Annotated in this window: 24 protein-coding genes and 1 tRNA gene; 15 read left to right on the top strand and 10 right to left on the bottom strand. The window is 66.6% G+C overall.

The genetic code is table 11. The features are described 5' to 3' along the window. Window positions 1–105: 105 nt before the first annotated feature. Genes IFT65_RS15250 through mmsB form a run of 5 tightly spaced genes read left to right on the top strand, consistent with a single transcriptional unit; the run spans window position 106 to window position 5,653 of the window. A complete protein-coding gene (locus tag IFT65_RS15250; RefSeq protein WP_188325756.1) occupies window positions 106–1,611 on the top strand; it encodes a CoA-acylating methylmalonate-semialdehyde dehydrogenase in 1,506 nt (501 codons plus the stop codon). 16 nt (window positions 1,612–1,627) lie between these two features. Next, window positions 1,628–2,794 (top strand): acyl-CoA dehydrogenase family protein, encoded by a 1,167-nt coding sequence (locus IFT65_RS15245; RefSeq protein WP_192082129.1) that lies wholly within the window; start codon window positions 1,628–1,630, stop codon window positions 2,792–2,794. Further along, entirely contained in the window at window positions 2,791–3,588 is a 798-nt protein-coding gene (locus IFT65_RS15240) for an enoyl-CoA hydratase (RefSeq protein ID WP_192082128.1), read from the top strand. The genes IFT65_RS15245 and IFT65_RS15240 overlap by 4 nt, the downstream gene beginning before the upstream one ends. Then, the gene (locus IFT65_RS15235; protein ID WP_192082127.1) at window positions 3,585–4,766 is read left to right on the top strand and encodes an enoyl-CoA hydratase/isomerase family protein; all 1,182 of its coding nucleotides are present in this window, start codon (window positions 3,585–3,587) and stop codon (window positions 4,764–4,766) included. Before IFT65_RS15240 ends, IFT65_RS15235 begins: the two co-directional genes overlap by 4 nt. Then, window positions 4,763–5,653, top strand: coding sequence for a 3-hydroxyisobutyrate dehydrogenase (gene mmsB / locus IFT65_RS15230; RefSeq protein WP_192082126.1), 891 nt, complete (start codon window positions 4,763–4,765; stop codon window positions 5,651–5,653). Before IFT65_RS15235 ends, mmsB begins: the two co-directional genes overlap by 4 nt. Window positions 5,654–6,083: 430 nt before the next feature. Here mmsB and IFT65_RS15225 read toward each other — a convergent pair whose 3' ends face one another. Together IFT65_RS15225 and IFT65_RS15220 are read right to left on the bottom strand one after the other, a co-directional pair. Next, the gene (locus tag IFT65_RS15225; protein WP_192082125.1) at window positions 6,084–6,518 is read right to left on the bottom strand and encodes a lysozyme inhibitor LprI family protein; all 435 of its coding nucleotides are present in this window, start codon (window positions 6,516–6,518) and stop codon (window positions 6,084–6,086) included. 120 nt (window positions 6,519–6,638) lie between these two features. After that, window positions 6,639–7,064 carry an organic hydroperoxide resistance protein gene (locus tag IFT65_RS15220; RefSeq protein ID WP_192082124.1) on the bottom strand — a complete coding sequence of 142 codons (426 nt, stop codon included), beginning with the start codon at window positions 7,062–7,064 and terminating at the stop codon, window positions 6,639–6,641. 109 nt (window positions 7,065–7,173) lie between these two features. Between IFT65_RS15220 and IFT65_RS15215 the strand changes: the two genes are divergently transcribed. After that, the gene (locus IFT65_RS15215) at window positions 7,174–7,998 is read left to right on the top strand and encodes an AraC family transcriptional regulator (RefSeq protein ID WP_192082123.1); all 825 of its coding nucleotides are present in this window, start codon (window positions 7,174–7,176) and stop codon (window positions 7,996–7,998) included. A 97-nt stretch (window positions 7,999–8,095) separates the two neighbouring features. Here IFT65_RS15215 and IFT65_RS15210 read toward each other — a convergent pair whose 3' ends face one another. Next, window positions 8,096–9,052 carry a cation transporter gene (locus tag IFT65_RS15210; protein ID WP_223202956.1) on the bottom strand — a complete coding sequence of 319 codons (957 nt, stop codon included), beginning with the start codon at window positions 9,050–9,052 and terminating at the stop codon, window positions 8,096–8,098. Window positions 9,053–9,387: 335 nt separating this feature from the next. On the opposite strand from IFT65_RS15210, the gene IFT65_RS15205 reads away from it, so the two are divergent. Then, window positions 9,388–10,851 carry a SulP family inorganic anion transporter gene (locus IFT65_RS15205; RefSeq protein WP_188325765.1) on the top strand — a complete coding sequence of 488 codons (1,464 nt, stop codon included), beginning with the start codon at window positions 9,388–9,390 and terminating at the stop codon, window positions 10,849–10,851. A gap of 68 nt (window positions 10,852–10,919) precedes the next feature. Here the strand turns inward: IFT65_RS15205 and IFT65_RS15200 are convergent, their stop codons facing one another. After that, entirely contained in the window at window positions 10,920–11,171 is a 252-nt protein-coding gene (locus IFT65_RS15200) for a hypothetical protein (protein ID WP_192082122.1), read from the bottom strand. A gap of 643 nt (window positions 11,172–11,814) precedes the next feature. Here IFT65_RS15200 and dusA point away from each other — a divergent pair. The 4 genes from dusA (at window position 11,815) to IFT65_RS15180 (ending at window position 15,622) form a co-directional block, all read left to right on the top strand. Continuing rightward, window positions 11,815–12,810 carry a tRNA dihydrouridine(20/20a) synthase DusA gene (gene dusA / locus IFT65_RS15195; protein ID WP_192082121.1) on the top strand — a complete coding sequence of 332 codons (996 nt, stop codon included), beginning with the start codon at window positions 11,815–11,817 and terminating at the stop codon, window positions 12,808–12,810. 337 nt (window positions 12,811–13,147) lie between these two features. Further along, window positions 13,148–13,417 carry a hypothetical protein gene (locus tag IFT65_RS15190; RefSeq protein WP_249405182.1) on the top strand — a complete coding sequence of 90 codons (270 nt, stop codon included), beginning with the start codon at window positions 13,148–13,150 and terminating at the stop codon, window positions 13,415–13,417. Between the two features lie 74 nt (window positions 13,418–13,491). Continuing rightward, complete coding sequence (locus tag IFT65_RS15185) at window positions 13,492–14,175, top strand: response regulator transcription factor (RefSeq protein WP_004136763.1); 684 nt, start codon at window positions 13,492–13,494, stop codon at window positions 14,173–14,175. Between the two features lie 22 nt (window positions 14,176–14,197). After that, the gene (locus IFT65_RS15180; protein ID WP_188325770.1) at window positions 14,198–15,622 is read left to right on the top strand and encodes a sensor histidine kinase; all 1,425 of its coding nucleotides are present in this window, start codon (window positions 14,198–14,200) and stop codon (window positions 15,620–15,622) included. 518 nt (window positions 15,623–16,140) lie between these two features. Here IFT65_RS15180 and IFT65_RS15175 read toward each other — a convergent pair. Then, the gene (locus tag IFT65_RS15175) at window positions 16,141–16,947 is read right to left on the bottom strand and encodes a zinc-dependent peptidase (RefSeq protein ID WP_192082119.1); all 807 of its coding nucleotides are present in this window, start codon (window positions 16,945–16,947) and stop codon (window positions 16,141–16,143) included. Further along, window positions 16,914–17,189 (bottom strand): hypothetical protein, encoded by a 276-nt coding sequence (locus tag IFT65_RS15170; protein WP_188325771.1) that lies wholly within the window; start codon window positions 17,187–17,189, stop codon window positions 16,914–16,916. The genes IFT65_RS15175 and IFT65_RS15170 overlap by 34 nt, the downstream gene beginning before the upstream one ends. A 131-nt stretch (window positions 17,190–17,320) precedes the next feature. Here IFT65_RS15170 and birA point away from each other — a divergent pair, with 131 nt between their 5' ends. The 4 genes from birA (at window position 17,321) to IFT65_RS15150 (ending at window position 19,972) form a co-directional block, all read left to right on the top strand. Then, window positions 17,321–18,286, top strand: coding sequence for a bifunctional biotin--[acetyl-CoA-carboxylase] ligase/biotin operon repressor BirA (gene birA, locus IFT65_RS15165; RefSeq protein ID WP_192082118.1), 966 nt, complete (start codon window positions 17,321–17,323; stop codon window positions 18,284–18,286). Beyond that, window positions 18,283–19,023 carry a type III pantothenate kinase gene (locus tag IFT65_RS15160; protein WP_192082117.1) on the top strand — a complete coding sequence of 247 codons (741 nt, stop codon included), beginning with the start codon at window positions 18,283–18,285 and terminating at the stop codon, window positions 19,021–19,023. The genes birA and IFT65_RS15160 overlap by 4 nt, the downstream gene beginning before the upstream one ends. Before the next feature lie 9 nt (window positions 19,024–19,032). After that, window positions 19,033–19,851 carry an SPOR domain-containing protein gene (locus tag IFT65_RS15155; protein ID WP_192082116.1) on the top strand — a complete coding sequence of 273 codons (819 nt, stop codon included), beginning with the start codon at window positions 19,033–19,035 and terminating at the stop codon, window positions 19,849–19,851. 45 nt (window positions 19,852–19,896) lie between these two features. Beyond that, window positions 19,897–19,972, top strand: a tRNA-Thr gene (locus IFT65_RS15150). Between the two features lie 252 nt (window positions 19,973–20,224). Here the strand turns inward: IFT65_RS15150 and nadS are convergent. The 4 genes from nadS to IFT65_RS15130 form a co-directional block, all read right to left on the bottom strand. After that, window positions 20,225–20,521: a NadS family protein gene (gene nadS, locus IFT65_RS15145; RefSeq protein ID WP_192082115.1), complete on the bottom strand. Its 297-nt coding sequence runs from the start codon at window positions 20,519–20,521 to the stop codon at window positions 20,225–20,227. 3 nt (window positions 20,522–20,524) lie between these two features. Continuing rightward, on the bottom strand, window positions 20,525–20,839 hold the full coding sequence (locus tag IFT65_RS15140) for a type II toxin-antitoxin system RelE/ParE family toxin (protein ID WP_192082114.1): 315 nt from the start codon (window positions 20,837–20,839) through the stop codon (window positions 20,525–20,527). Window positions 20,840–20,996: 157 nt separating this feature from the next. Then, complete coding sequence (locus tag IFT65_RS15135; RefSeq protein WP_188325775.1) at window positions 20,997–21,536, bottom strand: GTPase; 540 nt, start codon at window positions 21,534–21,536, stop codon at window positions 20,997–20,999. Further along, window positions 21,533–22,492 (bottom strand): hypothetical protein, encoded by a 960-nt coding sequence (locus IFT65_RS15130; protein ID WP_192082113.1) that lies wholly within the window; start codon window positions 22,490–22,492, stop codon window positions 21,533–21,535. Before IFT65_RS15130 ends, IFT65_RS15135 begins: the two co-directional genes overlap by 4 nt. Window positions 22,493–22,516 lie beyond the last annotated feature (24 nt).

Here is a 22,516-nt window from a genome sequence, read left to right as displayed (position 1 = left end):
CAACAATCAGCAGCCCGGTTGGCCAGATTAAGCGCAGACAGCTCAGAAATCGAGCAGTGGCCTGTGAATAATGCCAAGCATCTTCAGTACTCCGATGGAACCGCCATGACTGTTGCAGCGCCCCGTATCCGTCTGTTGATCGATGGCCAGTTCATCGAGTCGTCCACCGCGCAGTGGCAGGACGTCGTCAATCCGGCCACGCAGGACGTGCTGGCCCAGGTGCCGTTCGCCACCACCAGCGAAGTCGACGATGCCGTCGCTGCCGCCAAGGAAGCCTTCAAGACCTGGCGCAAGACGCCCATCGGCACCCGTGCGCGCATCTTCCTGAAGTACCAGCAGCTGATCCGCGAGAACATGAGCGAGCTGGCGCACACCCTCAGTGCCGAGCAGGGCAAGACCGTGCCGGACGCCGAAGGCGATGTATTCCGCGGCCTGGAAGTGGTCGAGCACGCCGCAGCAATCGGCAACCTGCAGCTGGGCGAGCTGGCCAACAACGTGGCCAATGGCGTGGACACCTACACCTTGATGCAGCCGTTGGGTGTGTGCGCGGGCATCACGCCGTTCAACTTCCCGGCGATGATTCCGCTATGGATGTTCCCGATGGCCATCGCCACCGGCAACACCTTCGTGCTCAAGCCGTCCGAACAGGATCCGATGGTCACCATGCGCCTGGTCGAACTGGCGCTCGAAGCCGGCATCCCGAAGGGTGTGCTGAACGTCGTCCACGGCGGCGAAGAAGTGGTCAACGCGATCTGTGACCACCCGGACATCAAGGCGATCTCGTTCGTGGGCTCCACCCGCGTCGGCACCCACGTGTACAACCGCGCCTCGCTGGCCGGCAAGCGCGTGCAGTGCATGATGGGCGCGAAGAACCATGCGGTCGTGCTGCCTGATGCCAACAAGGAGCAGACCCTCAACGCGATGGTTGGCGCCGCCTTTGGTGCAGCCGGTCAGCGCTGCATGGCCGCCTCCACGCTGGTGCTGGTGGGTGATGCACGCGCCTGGGTGCCGGACCTGGTGGCGAAGGCGAAGACGCTCAAGGTCAGCGCTGGCTCGGTGACGGGCACCGATGTCGGCCCGGTCATTTCCTGCAGTGCCCGCGAACGCGTGGAAGGCTTGATCGCTTCGGGCGTGGAGCAGGGCGCAACGCTGGACCTGGACGGCCGCAATCCGCAGGTCGATGGCTTCGAGAAGGGCAACTTCGTCGGGCCGACCATCTTCTCCGGCGTCACCACCGACATGCGCATCTACCAGGAAGAAATCTTCGGGCCGGTGCTGGTGATCCTGGAAGCGGAAACGCTGGAAGACGCCATCGCACTGGTCAACAGCAACCCCAATGGCAACGGCACGGCGGTGTTCACCCAGTCCGGCGCCGCCGCGCGTCGCTTCCAGGAAGACATCGACGTCGGCCAGGTCGGCATCAACGTGCCGATCCCGGTGCCGGTGCCGCTGTTCTCCTTCACCGGATCGCGCGCGTCAAAGCTGGGTGACCTCGGTCCATATGGCAAGCAGGTGGTGATGTTCTACACGCAGACCAAGACCATCACGGCACGTTGGTTCGATGACGAGACGCTGAGCCACGGCGTCAACACCACCATCAGCCTGAAGTAACCACGGAGTTGCAGACATGAGTAACTCGATGACGACGGAACTCGACGAAGCGCAGCAAGCCTATCGAGAGGCAGCGCGTGACTTCGCCCAGGCAGAATTGGCGCCACACGCAGCGCGGTGGGATGCGGAGGGCATCTTCCCGCGCGAGGCAATCGCCAAGGCAGGGGAACTCGGTTTCTGTGGCTTGTACATGGATCCCGAGGTCGGTGGCAGCGGCTTGAGCCGTCTGGACGCCGCCGTCGTCATCGAGGAACTCGCCAACGTGGATCCCTCCACCGCGGCCTATGTCAGCATCCACAACATGGCCTCGTGGATGGTCTCCACCTGGGGCCAGGAAAGCCTGCGCGCCGCGTGGGGCGCGGATCTGTCGGCCGGCACCAAGCTGGCCTCCTACTGCCTGACCGAACCGGGAGCGGGCTCGGATGCGGCATCGTTGAAGACCACGGCCGTGCGCGATGGCGACGACTATGTGCTCAATGGCTCGAAGGCCTTCATTTCCGGCGCTGGCGCGACCGAGCTGCTGGTGGTGATGGCACGAACCGGCGGCCCCGGCGCGAAAGGCGTCAGCGCCATCGCGGTGCCGGCCGACCTGCCGGGCATCAGCTACGGCCGCAAGGAAGAGAAGATGGGCTGGAACAGCCAGCCGACCCGTGGCATCACCTTCGACAACGTGCGCGTGCCGGTCAGCCACCTGCTGGGCGAAGAGGGCGGCGGCTTCAAGCTGGCCATGAAAGGCCTGGACGGCGGGCGCATCAACATCGCCGCCTGTTCGCTCGGTGCCGCGCAGGGTGCGCTCGATGCGGCACGACGCTACATGGGCGAGCGGCGCCAGTTCGGCAAGGCGCTGGCCGAGTTCCAGGCGCTGCAGTTCAAGTTGGCCGACATGGCCATCGAGCTGGTCGCCGCACGGCAGATGGTGCACACCGCGGCCCGCAAGCTCGATGCGGGTGCCAGCGATGCCAACGTGTGGTGTGCGATGGCCAAGCGCTTCGCTACCGATGCGGGCTTTACCGTGTGCAACGAAGCGCTGCAGATCCACGGCGGTTACGGTTATATCCGCGAGTACCCGATCGAGCGCCTGCTGCGTGACTGCCGTGTGCACCAGATCCTGGAAGGCACCAACGAGATCATGCGGGTGATCGTTGCCCGTCACCTGCTCAATACCGAAGAGGAACTGCGATGAACGATTGGCGCACCCATGAACATGCCGGCCTGAAGGTCGAGGCCGATGGCCACGTTGCGGTCATCACCCTGCACAATCCGCCCGCGCATACCTGGACCGTGCACAGCCTGTCGGCCCTGCGCGACCTGGTGGGTGCGTTGAACGCGGACCGTGATGTCTATGCGCTGGTGATCAGTGGCGAGGGCGAGAAGTTCTTCTCCGCCGGCGCCGACCTCAACCAGTTTGCGTCCGGCGACAAAGCCGCTGCGCGGGAAGCCGCGCGCCGCTTCGGTGAGGCATTCGAGGCGCTCTCCGCGTTCCGCGGCGTGTCCATCGCGGCCATCAACGGCTATGCCATGGGCGGTGGCCTGGAATGTGCGTTGGCGTGCGACCTGCGCATCATCGAAGAACACGCCCAGGTGGCGCTGCCGGAGGCCACCGTCGGCCTGCTGCCGTGCGCTGGCGGCACGCAGAACCTGCCGCGCCTGGTCGGCGAAGGCTGGGCCAAGCGGATGATCCTTCTCGGTGAGCGCATCGACGCCGATACCGCCGTGCGGATCGGTCTGGCCGAGCAGAAAGCCGGCAAGGGCGAAGGTAAAGCGCTGGCGCTGGAGTGGGCGAAGAAGGCCGGCAAGCAGAGCCCGACCAGCGTCGCCGCCTGCAAGACGCTGGTGCAGTCCACCCGTACCGGTACCCATGCATCGGCGCTGGTCGCAGAGCGCGAAGCGTTCGTGGACCTGTTCGATACCGCCGACCAGGTAGAGGGCGTCAGCGCCTTCCTGGAAAAGCGCAGCGCGCAGTGGAAGAACGCATGAGCCGGGAAACCGACATCGTGGTTGACGAAGCGCCGGTGCTGTTTGAAGAACGCACCGCGGTCAACGGCACGCGCATCGGTATCGCCACGCTCAACGCACCGCGCACGTTGAATGGCTTCTCGCTGCCGATGGCCCACCTGCTGTTGGAAAAGCTGCGTGCGTGGGCAGACGATGACGGCGTGGCCATGGTCGTGCTGCAGGGCGCTGGCGAGAAAGCATTCTGCGCAGGCGGCGACCTGCACAGCCTGTACCAGAGCATGCAGGCCTACCGCGCGGCAGGGCAGGTGGACATCCGCCAGAACACGCATGCCGCCGAGTTCTTCGATGTCGAATACCGTGTAGATTTCCTGATCCATACCTACCCCAAGCCGATCCTGTGCTGGGGCCACGGCATCGTCATGGGCGGCGGCATCGGCCTGATGTCCGGCGCCAGCCATCGCGTGGTCAGCGAGCGCTCGAAACTGGCGTTCCCGGAGATCACCGTCGGCCTGTTCCCGGACGTCGGCGGCAGCTGGCTGCTGCGGCGCGTGCCGGGCAAGGGCGGACTGTTCCTGGCGCTGACCGGCGCGCTGCTTGGCCCGGGTGATGCGATCCATGCCGATCTGGCAGATCTGCACATCGCCGAATCGCAGCGCGCCGAAGTCTTCGACGCGTTGCTGCAGGCGGACTGGGGTCACGACAGCGAGGGCAACCACGGCCGGTTGGACACGCTCCTGCAAGCCTTTGCCAGCGACGCACCCGCAGGCCCGCTGCAGGCCCATGCGGACCTGTTGGAAACGCTGTGCGCCGGCGATGAACTGCCGGCGATCACCGAACGCATCCGCGCCCTGCAGACCGACGACGCGTGGCTGCAGAACGCACAGAAGACGCTTGCCGCCGGTGCACCCGGTTCGGCGCGGCTGGCGTTTGAACTGCAGCGCCGCACCGCCGGCGCGGACCTGGCGACGGTGTACCGGCTGGAGTACGTGACGGCCCTGCATTGTGCCGCGCACGGTGATTTCGCCGAGGGCATCCGCGCGTTGTTGGTCGACAAGGACCGCACCCCGCACTGGAACCCGGCTTCGCTGGCCGACGCCAGCGCGGCGTGGGCCGAAGACTTCTTCATTTCCCCGTGGCCGGCCGACCAGCACCCGCTGGCCGACCTTGGCGCCACCGCTGCTGGAAGGACCGTCGCATGAGTCGCATTGCATTCATCGGGCTGGGCAACATGGGCGGTCCGATGGCCGCCAACCTGGCCAAGGCGGGCCACGCCGTGCGCGTGTTCGACCTCGTACCCGCCGCCGTGCAGGCGGCCGTGGATGCCGGCGCAACGGCTGCCACCTCCGCACTGGATACGTTGACCGATGCCGAGGTGGTGATCTCGATGCTGCCGGCCAGCCGTCACGTCGAAGGCGTCTATCTGGGCGATGACGGTCTGCTGGCCGACATCCCGGGCGGTGCGCTGGTGATCGACTGCAGCACCATCGCACCGGCCACCGCGCGCAAGGTCGCCGAAGCCGCCGCGGCGCGTGGCCTGCAGATGCTGGACGCCCCGGTGTCCGGCGGTACCGCCGGTGCCACGGCCGGCACGCTGACCTTCATCGTCGGTGGCGAAGAGGACGCACTGGAACGTGCACGCCCCTACCTGCAGGCGATGGGCAAGAACATCTTCCATGTGGGGGCCAGCGGCGCCGGCCAGGTCGCCAAGCTGTGCAACAACATGGCGCTGGGCGTGATCATGGCGGTGACCGGTGAATCGATCGCGCTGGGCGTGGCACACGGGCTGGACCCGAAGGTGCTGTCGCAGATGATGGCGGTCAGTACCGGCCGCAGCTGGGCGACCGAAGTGTGCAATCCGTGGCCGGGGGTGCTGGAAAACGCGCCGGCCTCGCGCGGCTACAGCGGTGGCTTCGGCAGCGACCTGATGCTCAAGGACATGGGCCTGGCGGTGGAAGCGGCGATGAGCGTGGGCGCCTCCATCCCGCTCGGCGAGCTGGCGCGCAACCTGTATTCGATGAATCACCAGGCAGGCCGCGGCAAGCTGGACTTCTCCAGCGTGGTGCAGCTGGTGAGCAACGAGAAGTAACCGCGAGCTGGGTCGGATCGCTTTCGCCGAGCGAAAGCGATCAGGCGCTTGGTGTTTTGCTGCTGTCGCGTGTCCCTTCATCCATGAAGCGGATCGACGAGCGCCCCCCGATCCCGTTGCCATGGCTGAGCAGATCCCCGCGCAGGTCGTCACGATCTGCGGTGAAGGGCAGACCCTTTGCCGTGGCGTAGGCCTGTGCCTGGTGATCACCGCATCCACGTAGGTCTTTTCGCCCGCCTGCCGTCGGCGACTTTCGATGGAACCCACCGGCCACGTGCCGAGCTGGCCGAAGTCCACCTGGATCGCGCCCAGGCTGTATCCGCTGCTCTGCGCAACGCTGCTGACGGTTCCCCAGTCGGGCTCGCGCATGCCGCGCGTGATCCCCGCGATGGACAGGTGGTACGACGCTGGCCCACCCTCGGTCAGCCGCTTACTCCAGCAGGTCCAGATACTGCTGCAGCTGGTCGGCGCGCGCGCTCAGGCGGCGCATTTGCGCATCGCTGCCCTGCAGGTTGCCGGCCTGGGTGCTGTCCTGCACGTATGTCTCCAGCTCGGCATCGCGGTCACGCGATTGCAGCCACGCACGCTGGGCTGCGGTGAGGGCCGCCTTTCCGCTTGCGTCCAGCTTTGCCTGCAGCGCTCTGTAGACGCGGTTGAGGCGCTGGTCCTGGCGGGTGGTTTCTGCGGAAATGCACGCAGCCTGCGCGATGGCGCCCTGGGCGCGCTGCTGGCAGGTCGTGAAAGTGGGGCTGATGCCCTTCGCCGGGGTGGCCGGAACAGGCGACAAGGCGAGCGCGGCGCTGCTGGCCAGCAAGGCGCTGAGCAGCGTGATCGAACGACAGAACGGCTTCTGCAACAGCTGCATGCGCTACTCCACGATCATGGGGCGTGGAGTATACGAAGCGGTTGCTGACAGGCGCGTTAGACCCGACCCGGACACCCGTGCACACGGCCGGGCGATCCGGCCGCGTGCAGGGGATGAAAGTCAGGCCACGATCAGCTTGACGTCGATGTTGCCCTGGGTCGCATTGGAGTACGGGCAGACGATGTGGGCTTTCTGCACCAGCTCTTCCAGCTGTTCGCGCGGCACACCCGGCGCGGTGATGGTCAGCTCGGCCTCGATGCCGAAACCGGTCGGGATCTGGCCGATGCCGACCTTGCCGGTAACGGTGGTGTCAGCCGGCAGCGCGACCTTGGCCTGGCCGGCGACGAACTTCAGCGCGCCGAGGAAGCAGGCCGAATAGCCGGCAGCGAACAGCTGCTCCGGATTGGTGCCCGGGCCGCCTGCGCCGCCCAGCTCGCGCGGGGTCGACAGCTGGATGTCCAGCACGTTGTCGGAGGACACAGCGCGGCCTTCGCGGCCGCCGGTTGCGGTGGCCTGGGCGGTGTAGAGAACCTTTTCGATCGACATGGCGGAGTTCCTTGTTGGGGTGGCCGGTTGGCCGGTGAGGTGTACTTTGCGCGCCTTGGCTGGACGTGTGGCAACATGGAGTCCGGAAAACTTGATAGATCGTCCAGCCATGCTCGATCGACTTGAATCCCTGCTCGATCGCTTCCCGGTCAGTGCGCGGCTGCTGCAGGGTGGCGAGATCAGCGGCCACTGGGTGCCGGCGCAGGCCGCCAGCCAACCCCTGCTGCACCTGCTCAGCCAGGGCGGCGTGGAGGTGACGGACAGTGATGGCACCCGCCTGCGCATCGATCAGCCCAGCGTGCTGTTGTACGCCCGGCCGCGCGAACATCATTTCAGCATTGATGACGGGCTGCAGGTGCCGCTGGTGACCGCGGGGCTGCGTTTCGAAGCCGGCGAAGGCAGCCCGGTGGCCGACGCGTTGCCGAGCCCGATCTGCTTGCCACTGGCCGACCTGCTGGGTAGCAACGCGGTGCTGGGTGTGCTCTTCGAAGAAGCCTTCACCGAGCGCTGTGGCCGGCAGGCGATGCTCGACCGCCTGTTCGAACTGGTGATCATCCAGGTGCTGCGCACGCTGATGGAAAACGGCCAGATCCAGGTCGGGCTGCTGGCTGGAATGGGCCACCCGCGGCTGCGCCATGCACTGGTGGCCATGCACGAACGACCGGCCGAAGAGTGGTCGCTGCAGACGTTGGCCGAGCGTGCCGGGATGTCACGCAGCGCCTTCGCCGAAGGGTTCCGCGATGTCGTAGGCAGTACGCCCGGGCAGTACCTGCAGGCGTGGCGGACGCGACTGGTGCAGCAGGCCCTGCGCCGTGGCCAGCCGCTGAAGCGCATCGCCGGTGACGTCGGGTATGGCAGCGAGGCCGCGCTGTCGCGCGCGTTCAAGGCGCAGACCGGGCAGTCCCCGAGGGAATGGAAACAGGCCGCGCGGTGACGCTGGGTATGGCGATTGCCGTGGTAGCGCCGAGCCATGCTCGGCGAGCGCCCCGCGCGGTGAAGCATTCCACCGAGCACGGCGCGGCCCTACCCGGTCATACCGCCCATTCCAGGTCGGTGGTGAACATGATGGTCAACCAGCGATCCGGTGACTCCTCACCCAGCAGGTCACCGATCTCATCGCGCAGGCGATCCCATTCGGCCAACGCACGCGGCGGATCGTCTGCACGGACCACGAAGAACAGTTCGATCTGCTCACCGCGACCGACCTGCGCCACATAGCTGCGGTAATCGATGAATCCATGTCGAGTGACCACATCGCGGGCCACCGCATCCACGTGCGCCCGCAGCTCCTGGGGCGCCACCAGCAGGATGCCGGCCAAGGCTTGGCGCACGGTGCCCAGCGGCGCCACCATGACGAACAGGCAGACCACTGCCAGGATGCCCGGATCGATGTACGGCCCGATCCAGTCCAGCGACGTGCCACGCACCAGTGCACCGCCGATGAAGGCGAGCAGATAGCACGCGGACATGCTCGCCGCGATGATCCAGTTCTTCGCATCCAAGGCGATGAAGTCCGAGCCGATCTGCCGGTTGGCACGCAGCACGAACGCAGCCAGCGCCCCTTCGGCCAGCAGCGAGATCACCCCGAAGGTGATGGCCGGGCCGAGCGCGATCAGACGCCCGCCCGAGGTCAGCGCATCCACCGCATTGACGAACGCGTACAGCGCCGCACCAATCATCAGCGTGCCACTGACGCCCAGCACGATGGGTTCCAGATGCCAGAATCCCATCGAAAAACGCTGGTTCAGGCGCGACTGCAGGGTATCGGTATTAGTGGACTGGGCAATCAGCCGGGCGACCAGCAGCGACAGCCACGTCATCACCACGTCGATCATTCCGTAGATGCCATCGAAGATGATCAGCGAGGAATTGGCGTACAGCCCGAAGCCTACCGCCATGGAGGCCATGACCAGGGTGCCGGCGATCGAAAGGCGCAGCACCCCCTGCTCGGTGCGGGTATCGAAGAAACGTGGGGGAATGATGGCCATGCCGTGATTGTAGGCCGGGACCATGACCAGCCCGTAGCGCCGAGCCATGCTCGGCGAGCGCGCAGCGCGGCAGCTTCGTTCTTCCGCCGAGCACGGCTCGGCGCTACCACGGCAGCAGCACGGCTCGGCGCTACCACGGCGGCAGCACGCTCGACGCTACCCGCCAGGCCTTGGCTGCCGTAGACTTGCGCGCTTCCCGCCCTCCGCGAAGCCCGTACGCAGTGACCACGCCACCCTGACCCCTGCCGCATGGCAGCCGGACCTGTCCGGCATCAGGAACCCGCGTACCCATTGCAGCGCTGCGTGGCCGTGACCACGTGCGCCAAGGAAATCCCATGCAGACCCATTACCCGCTGCGCCAGCAGTGGCTCGGCAACGTCCGTGGCGACGTGCTGTCCGGCATCGTCGTCGCGCTCGCGCTGATCCCCGAGGCCATCGCTTTCTCCCTCATTGCCGGGGTCGATCCCAAGGTTGGCCTGTACGCCTCGTTCTCCATCGCGGTCATCACCGCCATCGCCGGCGGCCGCCCGGGCATGATCTCCGCCGCCACCGGTGCGATGGCGCTGGTGATGGTCGATCTGGTCAAGGACCACGGCCTGCAGTACCTGTTTGCCGCCACCATCCTCACCGGCGTACTGCAGATGCTGGCTGGCGCGCTGAAGCTGGGCTCGCTGATGCGCTTCGTCTCGCGCTCGGTCATCACCGGCTTCGTCAACGCGCTGGCGATCCTGATCTTCATGGCGCAACTGCCGGAACTCGTCGGCCGTGGGCCGACGGTCTACCTGCTCTGCGCGGCTGCGCTGGCGATCATCTACCTGCTGCCACGCATCACCCGCGTGGTGCCATCGCCGCTGGTGGCGATCGGCGTGCTCACCGCCGTGGTGATCGGTTTCGGCATCGACGTACGCACGGTCGGTGACATGGGCCAGCTGCCCGACAGCCTGCCGTCCTTCTTCCTGCCGGACGTGCCGCTGAACTGGGAGACGCTGCGCATCCTGCTGCCGGTGTCGGCCACGCTGGCGGTGGTGGGCCTGCTCGAATCCATGATGACCCTGCAGATCGTCGAGGACATCACCGAGACGCCGAGCGAGCGCAACCGCGAGTGTGCCGGGCAAGGCCTGGCGAACACGGTGACCGGCTTCTTCGGCGGCATGGCCGGCTGCGCGATGATCGGGCAGTCGGTGATCAACGTGACCAGCGGCGGGCGCGGGCGCTTGAGCTGCCTGGTCGCCGGCAGCGTGCTGCTGATGCTGGTGGTATACGGCAGCGAGCTGGTGCGGCAGATCCCGATGGCTGCCCTGGTGGCGGTGATGATCATGGTCAGCATCGGCACCTTCAGCTGGCGCTCGCTGCGTGACCTGCGCACCCATCCGCGCAGCTCTTCAATGGTGATGCTGCTGACGGTGGTGGTCACTGTGGCGACGCATGATCTGGCCAAGGGCGTACTCAGCGGCGTGCTGCTGTCAGCGCTGTTCTTCGCGCGCAAGGTCGGCGGCATGTTGGACGTGCAGCGTGATGACCACGAAGGCGCGCAACGGTATGTGGTGCGTGGACAAGTGTTCTTCGCATCGGCCGGGCAGTTCGGTGCGGCCTTCGATTACCAGCACGTGGCGCCGCGGGTGGAGATTGACCTGCAGCACGCGCACCTGTGGGACCTCACGGCCGTGGGTGCACTGGAGCGCGCTGCCGAAAAGCTGCGCGCGCATGGCGCCGTGGTGGACATCGTTGGCCTCAACGCGGCCAGCCGGACGCTGGTGGAGCGGGTGGGACGCAAGGGCGCACCGGACAGCGTGCACTGACTGCTGCGACCCTTCATTCTTCGATCCGGGCTGCCGCCGTACGGCAGCCCGCGCGCGCTTGGGCGCTGTCAGTGTTCGCAGTTCTGGTGGACGATTACGGTGTTGGCATCGATGACGTTGACCTTTGGCTCACCCACCAGCTGGCCAGCCAACTTGTCGCACCCGAACTTCAGCAGGCGATCTGCCTCCCGACGTTGAGCTTCACCAAATTTGCCTTTGAATGTCACGCTGAGGGGAGTGAGGGCAGCTTTGGCGCTTGGGGCCATGACGAGGGCAACGAGCAAGCCAGACAGAACAGACTTCAATCGGTGATTGTTCATGATGTCTCTCTTCAGGGTGAGCGCGGCGACCTGCCGCGAGAGGCATGGTGGACGGCTGGTTGAAGAAAGGCTGTAGGGCAGCGTGCCGCAGACGGCAGCAGGCTTGCTGGTAGTCGTATAGGAGACTCCGATGCGACGAAGCTGGCGGCTCCCGCGTTGAGGCTGACAGCTCCGGCCTTGTATCCCGCCCCGCAGTCGCCGGACACGTGCATTGCGCCACGTTGCCGGGCAAGGCCGGTCTTGCTGCGTGGGTGCTTGGCGTCCCTGAGCATCGTCGTAGGGTTCGCCGCGTCGAGGTCAGACCACAGTAGCCGGGTGATCCCGCCTCCACGCTGCGCCGTGAGAATGACGAAAGGCAAATTACCAAGCGCCAGGCCTCGGCCACGAATCGGTTGTCGACTTCAACACCTTTCATCGGCCTGGCCGGTTTGAGCCGTCGGAAAGGAATCCCGCGGCGACGTTCATGATTGCAGGCGCGCGCGAGGGATAATGTGCCCCTTGGCGTTCATGTGGCGCCCCGCACCTGCTGTCGGGAACGCGCGATCACACGGGGGGCGGTCACCTGTTTGGCCACCCTGGTGCCCAGGGCCTTCACTCAAGCGAATTGCTGTGGCCGCCAGTCGATCTTTATGACCTTAAGTACATGAAAACATTGAAATCTGAGCATATCCGCCTGTGCGTCGCCCCGATGATGGATTGGACGGACCGCCATTGCCGCGTGTTCCATCGGCTGCTGGCGCCCGGCGCGCGGCTGTATACGGAAATGGTGCACGCCAACGCGGTGATCCATGGCGACCGCGAACGGCTGCTGGGCTTCGATCCGGTGGAACAGCCGCTGGCGCTGCAGCTGGGCGGCAGCGAGCCGGCCCTGTTGGCGCAGGCCGCGCGGATCGCGCAGGACTGGGGCTATGACGAGGTCAACCTCAACTGCGGGTGTCCGTCCGATCGCGTGCAGGCGGGGCGCTTCGGTGCGTGCCTGATGCGCGAACCGGCCCTGGTGGCCGACTGCGTGGCAGCGATGGTGGCGGCCGTGGACATCCCGGTGACGGTCAAATGCCGCCTGGGTGTGGACGATGACAGCGAGTACGAGCGCTTCGCGGAATTCGTCGACCGCCAAGTGCAGGCGGGCGCCCCGATGGTGGTGGTGCACGCGCGCAACGCGTGGCTGAAGGGCCTTTCGCCCAAAGAAAACCGTGAGGTACCCCCGCTCCGTTATGACTGGGCGTACCGCCTCAAGCAGGAGCGCCCGCAGCTGCCCGTGGTGCTCAATGGCGGGCTGGCCAGCATCGACGCCGTGCAGGCGCAGCAGGGCAAGGTGGACGGGGTGATGCTGGGCCGTGCGGCCTACCATGACCCCTACCTGCTGCATCAGCTGGAGTCGCTGCACACGGGCGCACCGCTGCAGACGCGGCAGGCCCTGCTGCGCGCCCTGCGTCCGTACGTGGAAGCGAAGCTGGCGGAGGGCGCCGCGCTCAAGCACATCAGCCGCCACATCCTGGGCCTGTTCCATGGCCAGCCCGGGGGGCGCGCATTCCGGCAGATCCTCAGCGAAGGCGCGCACCGTGAGGGAGCCGACTGGTCGTTGGTGGAACAGGCGCTCGCGGTCACCGAGCGGGATGGCGGACGCGTCGCGGCCTGACGACTTCTGCAGGGCGACATCCGGCGCAACATACCTGCTAGTATGTTCACTTACCTGAACATAGACATCCGATCTTCAGAAAAGTTCAGACCGGATTCACTGGTAAAAGCCGAAATTTGGAAAAGATATGTAAAGCCCCGGGTCCTTGATCCGGACGCGGACTTCACATTTTTTGAACGAATTGCCGACCTCGGCTAGGATCGCAACGATGTTCTTCCGTTTCCACACCTGCCAGCTCACCCTTGCCACCTGCGTGGCGCTGGGTGCATTGGCGCCGCTGCCGTCCCATGCGCAAGCGCCTCCACCCGCGCAGATGCAGCAGGGCGTGCCGCAGCGCATGCAGATGACCGAGCGCGCGGACATGGTGCGCGGTGGCCCCAGCGAAGAGCGGCGGTCGTTGTCCGATGCGGTGCGTCGGGTGCAGCGGTCTACCGGTGGACACATCCTTGGCGTGGAGCAGGTGCCCTTTGATGGGCGCAACATCAACCGCGTGAAGTACATGGATGAGCGTGGCCGCGTGCGTTACATGGACGATCCTGTGCAGCAGCGTTCACAACCCCGCCCGCCCCGATCGGATATGTCTTCACTACGCGGCGATAACCCCTGAACAGGGATCATCGTCGCATCAAACCCGATTTCCACCGGCCCAACAGGCCGACCCCAGCACACTAGGGAGAGTTCATGCGTATCCTTCTGGTCGAAGACGAAGCCCCGCTGCGTGAGACCCTTGCAGCCCGGCTCAAGCGCGAAGGCTTTGCCGTCGACGCGGCGCAGGATGGCGAGGAAGGTCTCTACATGGGCCGCGAAGTGCCGTTCGACGTAGGCATCATCGATCTGGGCCTGCCGAAGATGTCGGGCATGGAACTGATCAAGGCCCTGCGCGACGAGGGCAAGAAGTTTCCGGTGCTGATCCTGACCGCACGGTCCAGCTGGCAGGACAAGGTCGAGGGCCTCAAGCAGGGCGCCGACGATTACCTGGTCAAGCCGTTCCACGTTGAAGAACTGCTGGCGCGTGTCAATGCGCTGCTGCGCCGCGCAGCCGGCTGGAGCAAGCCGACGCTGGAATGTGGCCCGGTTGCGCTGGACCTCGCGGCGCAGACGGTCAGCGTGGCGGGCAGCAACGTCGATCTCACCAGCTACGAGTACAAGGTGCTGGAGTACCTGATGATGCACGCCGGTGAACTGGTCTCCAAGGCCGATCTCACCGAGCACATCTACCAGCAGGACTTCGACCGCGACTCCAACGTGCTGGAGGTCTTCATCGGCCGCCTGCGCAAGAAGCTGGATCCGGACGGCGAACTGAAGCCGATCGAAACCGTACGCGGCCGCGGCTACCGTTTCGCGATTCCGCGTAACGAAGGCTGAGCCTGCACCTGGCGAGCATCTGATGTCCGGCCGTCTGTGGTTATTCCGACGCTGGCGGCCGCGATCCCTGCAGGCACGCCAGCTGCTGGCTGCGTCGGTGGGCCTGGTGGCCTTCCTGGCGCTGGCCGGTTACGCACTGGATGCGGCCTTTGCCGATACCGCGCGTGCCAACCTGCGCGAGCGCCTGAAGAACTACGCCACGGCCTACGCGGCGGGCAGCGATTTCACCCGCGACCGCTCGTTGTACCTGCGCGAGCAGCCGCCGGATTCGCGTTTCGACGTCCCCGGCAGTGGCCTGTACCTGCAGGTGGTGACGCCCGATGGCAAGGTCACCTCGATGTCCGCCGAAGGTCCCATGCTGCCTACGGTGGGCGGTGGCCTGCTGGCGCCGCGTCAGGAAGTCTTTGAAGGCCCGTTGCCGATCATCCAGATCGACGGCAGCGAGGGCTCGGTGTATCGCTACGGCCAAGGCCTGGTGTGGGACGTGGAAGCCGATCCGGCGACCGAGTTTCCGTACACGATCTACGTGATGGAAGACAGCAGCGCACTGGGTGCGCAGCTGCGCGTATTCCGTGGCCGTGTGTGGTTCTACCTCGGTGGTATCGGCCTGATCCTGCTGCTGCTGCAGACGGTGATCCTGCAATGGAGCCTGCGGCCGATGCGCCGGGTGATCACCGAGCTGACGCGCGTGCAGCGCGGCGAGAGCGAGCGCATGAGCGAGCGCCACCCGCGCGAACTGGAACCGCTGACCGACAGCATCAACGCCTTCATCGAGAGCGAGCGCGACAATCTGGAGCGGCAGCGCAACACGCTGGCCGATCTGGCGCATAGCCTGAAGACGCCCATCGCGGTGCTGCGTACGCAGATGGACAGCGGATCCAGCAACGATGCGTTGCGCGAAGAGCTGGATGTGCAGCTGCAGCGCATGAACAACCTGGTGTCCTACCAGCTGGCACGTGCCGCCTCGTCGGGCCACAAACTGTTCTCTGCGCCGCTGCCGATCGAGTCCAATGCCGAGGAGATCGTGCGCGGGCTGGAGAAGGTGTATGCCAGCAAGGGCGTGTTGTGCGAGTTCGACATCGATCCGGGTTCGCGCTTCCACGGCGAGCCGGGTGACCTGCAGGAACTGTTGGGCAACCTGCTGGAAAACGCCTTCAAGTGGGCCAGCCGCCGCGTGCTGCTGACCGCGCAACCGCTGCCCGCACCGAACATGCGCCGCCCCGGCCTGCTGCTGGCGGTGGATGACGATGGCCCGGGCATCGCGCACGATGACATCGCCAAGGTGCTGCAGCGGGGTGTGCGCGGCGATGAGCGCGTGCAAGGCCACGGCATCGGCCTGTCGATCGTGCAGGACCTGATCAAGGATTACCGCGGCGAACTGCTGGTGACGCGCTCGTCGGAACTGGGTGGCGCGCGTTTCGAAGTGCGGCTGCCGCCCGGCCCGTAAGCCGGAGTTCCAGCCGCTGCAGGATCGATCACCGCGCGGGCATCACGCACCGCGCGGGGCGCTCGCCGAGCATGGCTCGGCGCTACCAGCTCGCCATTTCACCGTGCGCGCGGATCGATCACCTCGCGTCGTCTTCGGTAGCGCCGGGCCACGCTCGGCGGAATCCATCACCGCGGCGCGGGCATCACGCGCCGCGCGGGGCGCTCGCCGAGCATGGCCCGGCGCTACCGGCTCGCCATTTCACCGTGCGCGCGGATCGATCACCTCGCGGCATCTTCGGTAGCGCCGAGCCACGCTCGGCGGAACCCATCACCGCGCGGGCGTCACGCACCGCGCGGTGCGCTCGCCTAGCACGGCTCGGCGCTACCGGCTCGCCATTTCACCGTGCGCGCGGATCGATCACCTCGCGTGGTCTTCGGTAGCGCCGAGCCACGCTCGGCGGAATCCATCACCGCGGGGGCATCACGCACCGCGCGGGGCGCTCGCCGAGCATGGCTCGGCGCTACCGGCTCGCCATTTCACCGTGCGGCATCATCCAGCGCAGGCACTGTCGGCGGCTCACCATAGAATCGCCGCAGGTGCGCGGCCACGACCGGCAGCGCCTCGGCCAGCACATCCGGCGCGGAAAAATGGTACTCGGTGGTCACCGCGAAAAACTCTTCCGGCGCCTCCGCTGCATACGGGTCGATCAACGTCGCTTCGCCGGCATCCACCTGCGCGCAGAACGCATCGTAGGCCTGCTGGAAATCGTGTGCCCACTGACGCTGCCACTCAAGGGGCAGCGGGGGCGTGCCATCGATCGCACCGTCCAGTGCATCTATCTTGTGTGCCATCTCGTGTACCGCCACGCAGTAGCCATCGAACGGCGCCTGCAGGTCGGCCTGGATATCCGCCCACGACAGGATCAACGGTCCACTGTCCCAGCTCTCTCCGATCAACTCGTCATCCCACTCGTGCAGCACGCCTGCGGCATCGACGTGGCTGCGTTGCACGCGGAAGGCGTCCGGATACAGGATCAGCTGCGACCATCCGCGCAGCCCGGCCTCGCCCAGTTGCAGCAGCGGCAGGCAGCACACCGCGGCCAGCAGCAGCACGTCTTCATCGCGCAGGGTCAGTCCCCCCACCGGGCTGATGGTCTTCTCGTGCAGGAAGCGGGTGGCCAGCGCGCGCAGCCGCTGCTGTTGATCGGCGCTGAGGCCGCGCAGCCACGGCACATCCTGGCAGGCCTGCTGCCATAGCGCGTCAGGGACAGGACGGGGGGCCGGCCGCAGCCAGCGCAACAACGCCTCGATCAGCGGAACATACCCGGCAGGAAGCTGTGCCACTTCGGCGCACGCAGGCGCTGCAACACGTCGTCGTCACCGCCGCCACCGCTGGATGTGGCCTGCGCGGGCACCGGCTTGGGCGCGGTCGGCACGGCCGCTGCGGCACTGCGCGCGTTCGGCGGTCGCTCGGCATCCGGCGTGGAATAGACACAGTCACCTCGCCCTTCGCTGGCCATCGCCGTGGCGGCGTTGGCAAGTACGGGGGCCATCAACAGGACCAGGCAATGGGCAAAGCAGCGCATCGTCGACATCCGTGGTCAAGGGCGGGTGAGCTCTCGATTCTAGCCCGATTCGCGCCTTCAATTGGAACCCCCCGCGGGCAGGCTCGATTCCTTTGCCGCATACTTTCCCCGTTTACTTGACGGAACCTGCCGTGGACGACCGCCAACTGCTGGCCAAACTGGCCGCCGGACCGCTGTCCGGCGATGCGCTCGCGCGTGAGCTGGGCCAGACCCGCGCCGCGATCTGGAAGCGGATTCAAGGACTTAGGTCTGCAGGCGTGGCGATCGAAGGCCGTGCCGGGGGCGGATACACGCTGTCCCAACGCGTCGACCTGCTGGACCCCACGCAAATCCGTGCCGCCCTGTCGGCGCCGGTGGATGCCCTCGTTGATGACCTGCAGGTGCTGTGGAGCACCGGCTCCACCAACAGTGAATTGCTGCGCTGCAGCGCGCCGCCGCGCGGCAATCGCGTGCTGCTGGCTGAGCGCCAGACCGGTGGGCGTGGCCGTCGCGGGCGCGAGTGGGCCTCGCCGCTGGCCGCCCACATCTACCTCTCGGTGCTGCGTGGTTTCGCCGGCGGGCTGGCCCAGTTGGGTGGCCTCAGCCTGGTGGCTGGCGTAGCGATCGCCGAGGCGTTGCACGTCCTGGGCCACGTCCAGGTGCAGCTGAAGTGGCCCAATGATCTGGTGGTGGATGGCCACAAACTGGGCGGCCTGCTGGTGGAAGGGGGCGGCGAGTTCGCCGGCCCGGCGCGGGCGGTGATCGGCATCGGCATCAACGTGCACATGCCTGCCGCGGCGGCTGAGCACATCGACCAGCCGTGGACCGACCTGGATCGTCTCAACGATGCGCCGGTTCAGCGCAACACCGCGGCCGCTGCCGTGCTGTCCCATCTGCTGCCCGCGCTGGAGCAGTTCGAAGCGGAAGGTCTGGCCCCGTTCCTGGCACGCTACACCGCGCTGGACAGCTTGGCCGGCCGTGAGGTGCAGGTGGAGCAGGGGGGCCACTGGCAACACGGGCGCGCGCTGGGGCTGGCCGATGACGGCGCGCTGCGCGTGCTGATCGATGGTCGCGAGCACCACGTGCACGCCGGCGAAGTCAGCGTGAGGGCACGATGAGCGACTGGTTGTTCGACCTCGGTAATTCCCGTTTCAAGTACGCCCCTCTGCTGGGCGACCGTGCCGGTGAGGTACAGGCGTGGACCCACGGTGCCGAAGACCTGCGCGGCGACGCGCTGCGAACCTTGCCGCAGGGTCGCGTGGCGTACGTTGCCAGCGTGGCAGCAACCGGCCTGACCGCGACCATGCTGGAAATCCTGCGCATGCGCTTCACCCACGTGCATGTGGCACGCACGGAGGCCGCGTTCGCCGATGTACGCATCGCCTATGCCGACCCTTCGCGCTTCGGCGTGGATCGATTCCTGGCGCTGCTGGCGGCGGCGCGCACGCATCGGCATGTGCTGGTGGCTGGCGTTGGTACCGCGCTGACCATCGACCTGCTGGATGCGCAGGGACAGCACCATGGCGGCCGTATCGCGGCCTCGCCGACCACCATGCGCGAGGCGCTGCATGCGCGTGCGGTGCAGCTGCCACCGCAGGGTGGCCAGTACATGGAGTTCGCCGACGACACCGACGATGCGCTGGCATCAGGTTGCGACGGGGCGGCGATCGCGCTGATAGAGCGCAGCCGGGAACAGGCCCGCCAACGCCTGCAGGCGCCGGTGGACCTGTTGCTGCATGGCGGCGGTGCACCGGCGCTGCTGCCGCACCTGGCAGACGATGCGGGCCACCAGCCGCTGCTGGTGCTCGATGGGCTGGCACGATGGGCCGTGCACCTGCCTGCGGCGACAGGCTAGGATCAGCGGATGCTGACTCGTGCCCTGATCGTCTTCCTGGTCCTGCTCAACGTGAGCGTCGCGCTGTGGTGGATGCTGCGTGGCGAGCCGGTGGTCGCGGACGTCGAGCCACCCGCTGGCGTGGCGCAGTTGCAACTGCTGGACGCCACGGAAACCCGACAGCCTCAACAGGGCAGTGTCGCTGCGCCGCCGTTGCAGGACACGACGGTCGAGAGCCCATCGGCATCGTCGCCCACGCAGACCCCAATACCACCGCCCGCGACGCCGTCGGCGCCGGAGACGCCGCCCACCGTGGAACCGGCAGCCGGGACGCTGGCTGCAACGCCGGCCGCCGCCGTGACGCCCGCGGCCGCCTCGCCGGCCACTCCGCAGCGCTGCATCGCGCTGGGACCTTTCTCTGATCGGGCCGGCGCCCAGACCGCGCAGGGCAAGACGGGCAACGCCCTCACCCAGGCGCGCCTGCAGGAGCAGGCCGTGCCCGGCAGCACGACCCGCTTCCGCGTGATGCTGCCGCCCGCCGCCAGCCGCGAGGCCGCACAGGCGACGGTCCAGCGCATCATCGCGGCCGGTCTGAGCGACTACTACATCATCGCCCAAGGCCCTGACGCGAACGCCATCGCACTGGGCCAGTACCGCAACCGCGAAGGCGCCGAGCGCCGCTTGGCGGCGGTGCAGGCCGCCGGCTTCCAGGCCCGCCTGAGTGGCGGCGAGGGCAGTGCCACGTGGTGGCTGCAGGGCGCGTTGGCCGAGGGCCAGACCCCCGCCGGCGTGCGCCAGCGCAGCGGGGCCGCACAGCAACGCTCGCTGGACTGCGCAGGTCTGCGGTAGAATCCACCCTGCTTCGCGGCCACGCTGCGGACGCGTCAGTACCCCGCCGCTTTAGCTCAGTTGGTAGAGCAACTGTCTTGTAAACAGTAGGTCATCCGTTCGATTCGGATAAGCGGCACCATCTTTACTCGCGATGGAGCGTGGTCAATCACGAGAGCCGGGCAATGTCCGCAGCCCGTTCGCGCATCCACTTAACGTCAAGACGGCTGGCCTGAGGCAGATTCCGGTCAGCGGAACTGAGTGCATGTCGTTTCACTCCAGCACGCGCGGTCAAGCAAGTGCGTCCGCAGTGGCTCGCATGTTTCAGCGGAGCGCATGAACCATGCCCGGAGTAATACCGGAGAGGGCCGGTGGTCCACTAACGCCTCGCTAGTCAACCTGCTTCGGCCAATACGCGCAGCGTCTCCTTGGGATTCTTCTTGATGACATGCAGCAGAGCTCGCGCCGGACCCGTAGGATCACGCCGCCCCTGCTCCCAATTACGCAGCGTGCCGACTTCCACGTGGATGATGCTGGCAAACTTCTGCTGCGACAGGCCCGTGGCCCGCCGGATTTCACGTACTTCGACAGGGCTGACATGCAACTCGCGGGACGGGCTGCGCTCGCCCTTCAGAATTTCGTTGGCTTCAGACACGCTGCCCATCAGTTCAGCAAACAGGTTCTTGTCCATAGCTCACTTCCAGTTTCCGATGATTGCCCGCAGTGCCTTTTTCTGGTCTGCGGTCAGGTTGTCCTGCGTGCTTTTCGGATACGCCAGCAGCAGGATGATGTGGGATGCCGAGGCGAAGTAATAGTAGATGACGCGCGCTCCACCACGCTTGCCGCGCCCCGGTAGGGGGATGCGGATTTTTCTCAGTCCACCTGTGCCCTCAATCAGATCGCCAGACTCCGGTGCCTGGGCCAGCGCGTGCTGAAAGTGGCTGTAGTCCTCATCTGGCAACAGTCCCTTGATGAGACGAGTGAAAGTCGGCGTCTCTATGAAGATCATGGCTAACCGTACGCCAATGACGCATGTACGTCAATGGCGTACATGCGTCATGGGTATCGTGGCGCTGGCGCAACAGGCCCGGATCGGCGTGAATCCGTCAGCCCGGGACCAGTCCCCGCCGCTCGGCGAGCGGAAACCGACCCACTCCCCGCGCGTGTCAGCTCGATTCCGCGTACCGATGCGACAGCAGCGACCGCACCAGGAAAGTCACCTGGGTGGCCGAGCGTGCATCCACGCGCAGGACCGGCAGGCGGAAGCCAGCCGCGAACAGGGCGTCACGGACCGCGGTCACCATCAGCTGCGGATGCTCATCGGTGCGGGTGATGCCCACGGCCAGGCTGGCGTCGGGTGCGATGCGGGAGAACTCCTGCAGCAGCTCCAGCGTTGAGCCCACCGGGTCCGGCGATGCCGCGCTGACGAGCACGATCACGCCCAGTGCGCCTTCGCAGACCATCGGCCACATGAAGTCCAGGTAGCGCTGGCCGGGTACGCCGTACAGGTGCAGCAGCTCGCCGTCATCCAGTTCGATGGAGCTGTAATCCAGCGCGACGGTGGTCTCCACTTTGTCTGCCGTGGCGTCCTCGCTCAGCGGCATTTCGGTGCTTACCGGTTCGATATCGGAGATCGCGCGCACGGCGGTGGTCTTGCCGGCTCCCATGCCGCCGACGAACACCAGTTTGTTGGCCGGCAGGTTCATGCGCGGCCACCCTGCAGATCCAGGCCGAAGCGGCGCGCCACCCAGCCCAGGAACCGTGAATCGCGAAGACCGGCGGAGCGCGGTGGTGAGGGCACGGTGTTCTCCTGGTGCGGGACAAGGCCGCTGGCGATCGCGGCGGAGAAAATGGATTGCACGGTATCGTGCGGCAATCGGCACGCGGCGGCCAGCGACGATGATGTCCAGCGGCGAGCGTGCAGCTGGGCGATCGGCAGCAACCACTCTGCCGGTACGTCGCTGTGTTCCAGATCGGGCCAGTGCTGCAATCGCACCGGGGTGCCTGCGGCGGGCGCGTCGAGCAGGCTCGGTCGATGCCGGGCGATGCTGAAATACAGCGCTTCGAACGAACGTCGTCGCGGCAGCAGGTAGCCGTATTGGTGTTGGAAGGTGGCTGCATCCAGCGGGGTCGACGACCACGCCTGGTCATCCAGCAGCGGCACCAGTTCGGCCAACGAAAGTCCCGGCGGCAGCGCAACGCTGCGCGTCGCCGCGTCTACCGCAAAGCGCACCGCACCCCGCTGCAGCAGCAACAGGCCGCCTTCGGCAGGCGACTGCAGGGCCTGCAGCAGTGACACGGGCAACGCGGCCAGTGATGCAGCATCGTCCTCGGCCGTTCCGGTGGCGGCGAGCAACACGGCGAGCTGCTGGTTGATATCGCGCACGCTGGCACCGTGTGGCAGCGCAGCCGCCGTGGCGGCTTGTACGCTGCGCGCGATGGTCAGCCGCGCGACGCCCAGCGCCTCGGCCTCGCGGGTGGCCTCGGCAGCAGACGCATCACCGCCCACCACCAGCAGGTCGGCGTCCTGGCCGTTCCACGGATGCAGGGTGACGTCCATGCGTTCGGCAAGCAGCAGCGAACATGCCAGCTTCAAGCGCGTGGCATGCAACAGGTCGAGGCCGGCCACGGCGACCTTGAAATGGCGGATGGGTGCGTTCATGCAGAAAGAGGCCGAGATGCCGCC

Source organism: Stenotrophomonas sp. CFBP 13725 (assembly GCF_014841935.1).
GTDB lineage: Bacteria > Pseudomonadota > Gammaproteobacteria > Xanthomonadales > Xanthomonadaceae > Stenotrophomonas.
The sequence above is the reverse complement of the archived record's forward strand: the minus strand, read 5'-3'. Positions and strand labels throughout refer to the sequence as shown.

Excerpts from the sequence above, each read along its gene's own strand:
- IFT65_RS15190 (WP_249405182.1), top strand. The coding sequence starts at position 13,148 with ATGCAGATGACCGAGCGCGCGGACATGGTGCGCGGTGGCCCCAGCGAA.
- IFT65_RS15220 (WP_192082124.1), bottom strand. The coding sequence starts at position 7,064 with ATGTCGATCGAAAAGGTTCTCTACACCGCCCAGGCCACCGCAACCGGC.
- IFT65_RS15240 (WP_192082128.1), top strand. The coding sequence starts at position 2,791 with ATGAACGATTGGCGCACCCATGAACATGCCGGCCTGAAGGTCGAGGCC.
- mmsB (WP_192082126.1), top strand. The coding sequence starts at position 4,763 with ATGAGTCGCATTGCATTCATCGGGCTGGGCAACATGGGCGGTCCGATG.
- IFT65_RS15250 (WP_188325756.1), top strand. The coding sequence starts at position 106 with ATGACTGTTGCAGCGCCCCGTATCCGTCTGTTGATCGATGGCCAGTTC.
- IFT65_RS15130 (WP_192082113.1), bottom strand. The coding sequence starts at position 22,492 with ATGAACGCACCCATCCGCCATTTCAAGGTCGCCGTGGCCGGCCTCGAC.
- IFT65_RS15225 (WP_192082125.1), bottom strand. The coding sequence starts at position 6,518 with ATGCAGCTGTTGCAGAAGCCGTTCTGTCGTTCGATCACGCTGCTCAGC.
- nadS (WP_192082115.1), bottom strand. The coding sequence starts at position 20,521 with ATGGACAAGAACCTGTTTGCTGAACTGATGGGCAGCGTGTCTGAAGCC.
- IFT65_RS15135 (WP_188325775.1), bottom strand. The coding sequence starts at position 21,536 with ATGAACCTGCCGGCCAACAAACTGGTGTTCGTCGGCGGCATGGGAGCC.
- IFT65_RS15180 (WP_188325770.1), top strand. The coding sequence starts at position 14,198 with ATGTCCGGCCGTCTGTGGTTATTCCGACGCTGGCGGCCGCGATCCCTG.
- IFT65_RS15200 (WP_192082122.1), bottom strand. The coding sequence starts at position 11,171 with ATGAACAATCACCGATTGAAGTCTGTTCTGTCTGGCTTGCTCGTTGCC.
- IFT65_RS15155 (WP_192082116.1), top strand. The coding sequence starts at position 19,033 with ATGCTGACTCGTGCCCTGATCGTCTTCCTGGTCCTGCTCAACGTGAGC.
- IFT65_RS15215 (WP_192082123.1), top strand. The coding sequence starts at position 7,174 with ATGCTCGATCGACTTGAATCCCTGCTCGATCGCTTCCCGGTCAGTGCG.
- IFT65_RS15170 (WP_188325771.1), bottom strand. The coding sequence starts at position 17,189 with ATGCGCTGCTTTGCCCATTGCCTGGTCCTGTTGATGGCCCCCGTACTT.
- IFT65_RS15185 (WP_004136763.1), top strand. The coding sequence starts at position 13,492 with ATGCGTATCCTTCTGGTCGAAGACGAAGCCCCGCTGCGTGAGACCCTT.
- IFT65_RS15205 (WP_188325765.1), top strand. The coding sequence starts at position 9,388 with ATGCAGACCCATTACCCGCTGCGCCAGCAGTGGCTCGGCAACGTCCGT.
- IFT65_RS15235 (WP_192082127.1), top strand. The coding sequence starts at position 3,585 with ATGAGCCGGGAAACCGACATCGTGGTTGACGAAGCGCCGGTGCTGTTT.
- dusA (WP_192082121.1), top strand. The coding sequence starts at position 11,815 with ATGAAAACATTGAAATCTGAGCATATCCGCCTGTGCGTCGCCCCGATG.
- IFT65_RS15245 (WP_192082129.1), top strand. The coding sequence starts at position 1,628 with ATGAGTAACTCGATGACGACGGAACTCGACGAAGCGCAGCAAGCCTAT.
- IFT65_RS15140 (WP_192082114.1), bottom strand. The coding sequence starts at position 20,839 with ATGATCTTCATAGAGACGCCGACTTTCACTCGTCTCATCAAGGGACTG.
- IFT65_RS15210 (WP_223202956.1), bottom strand. The coding sequence starts at position 9,052 with ATGGCCATCATTCCCCCACGTTTCTTCGATACCCGCACCGAGCAGGGG.
- IFT65_RS15160 (WP_192082117.1), top strand. The coding sequence starts at position 18,283 with ATGAGCGACTGGTTGTTCGACCTCGGTAATTCCCGTTTCAAGTACGCC.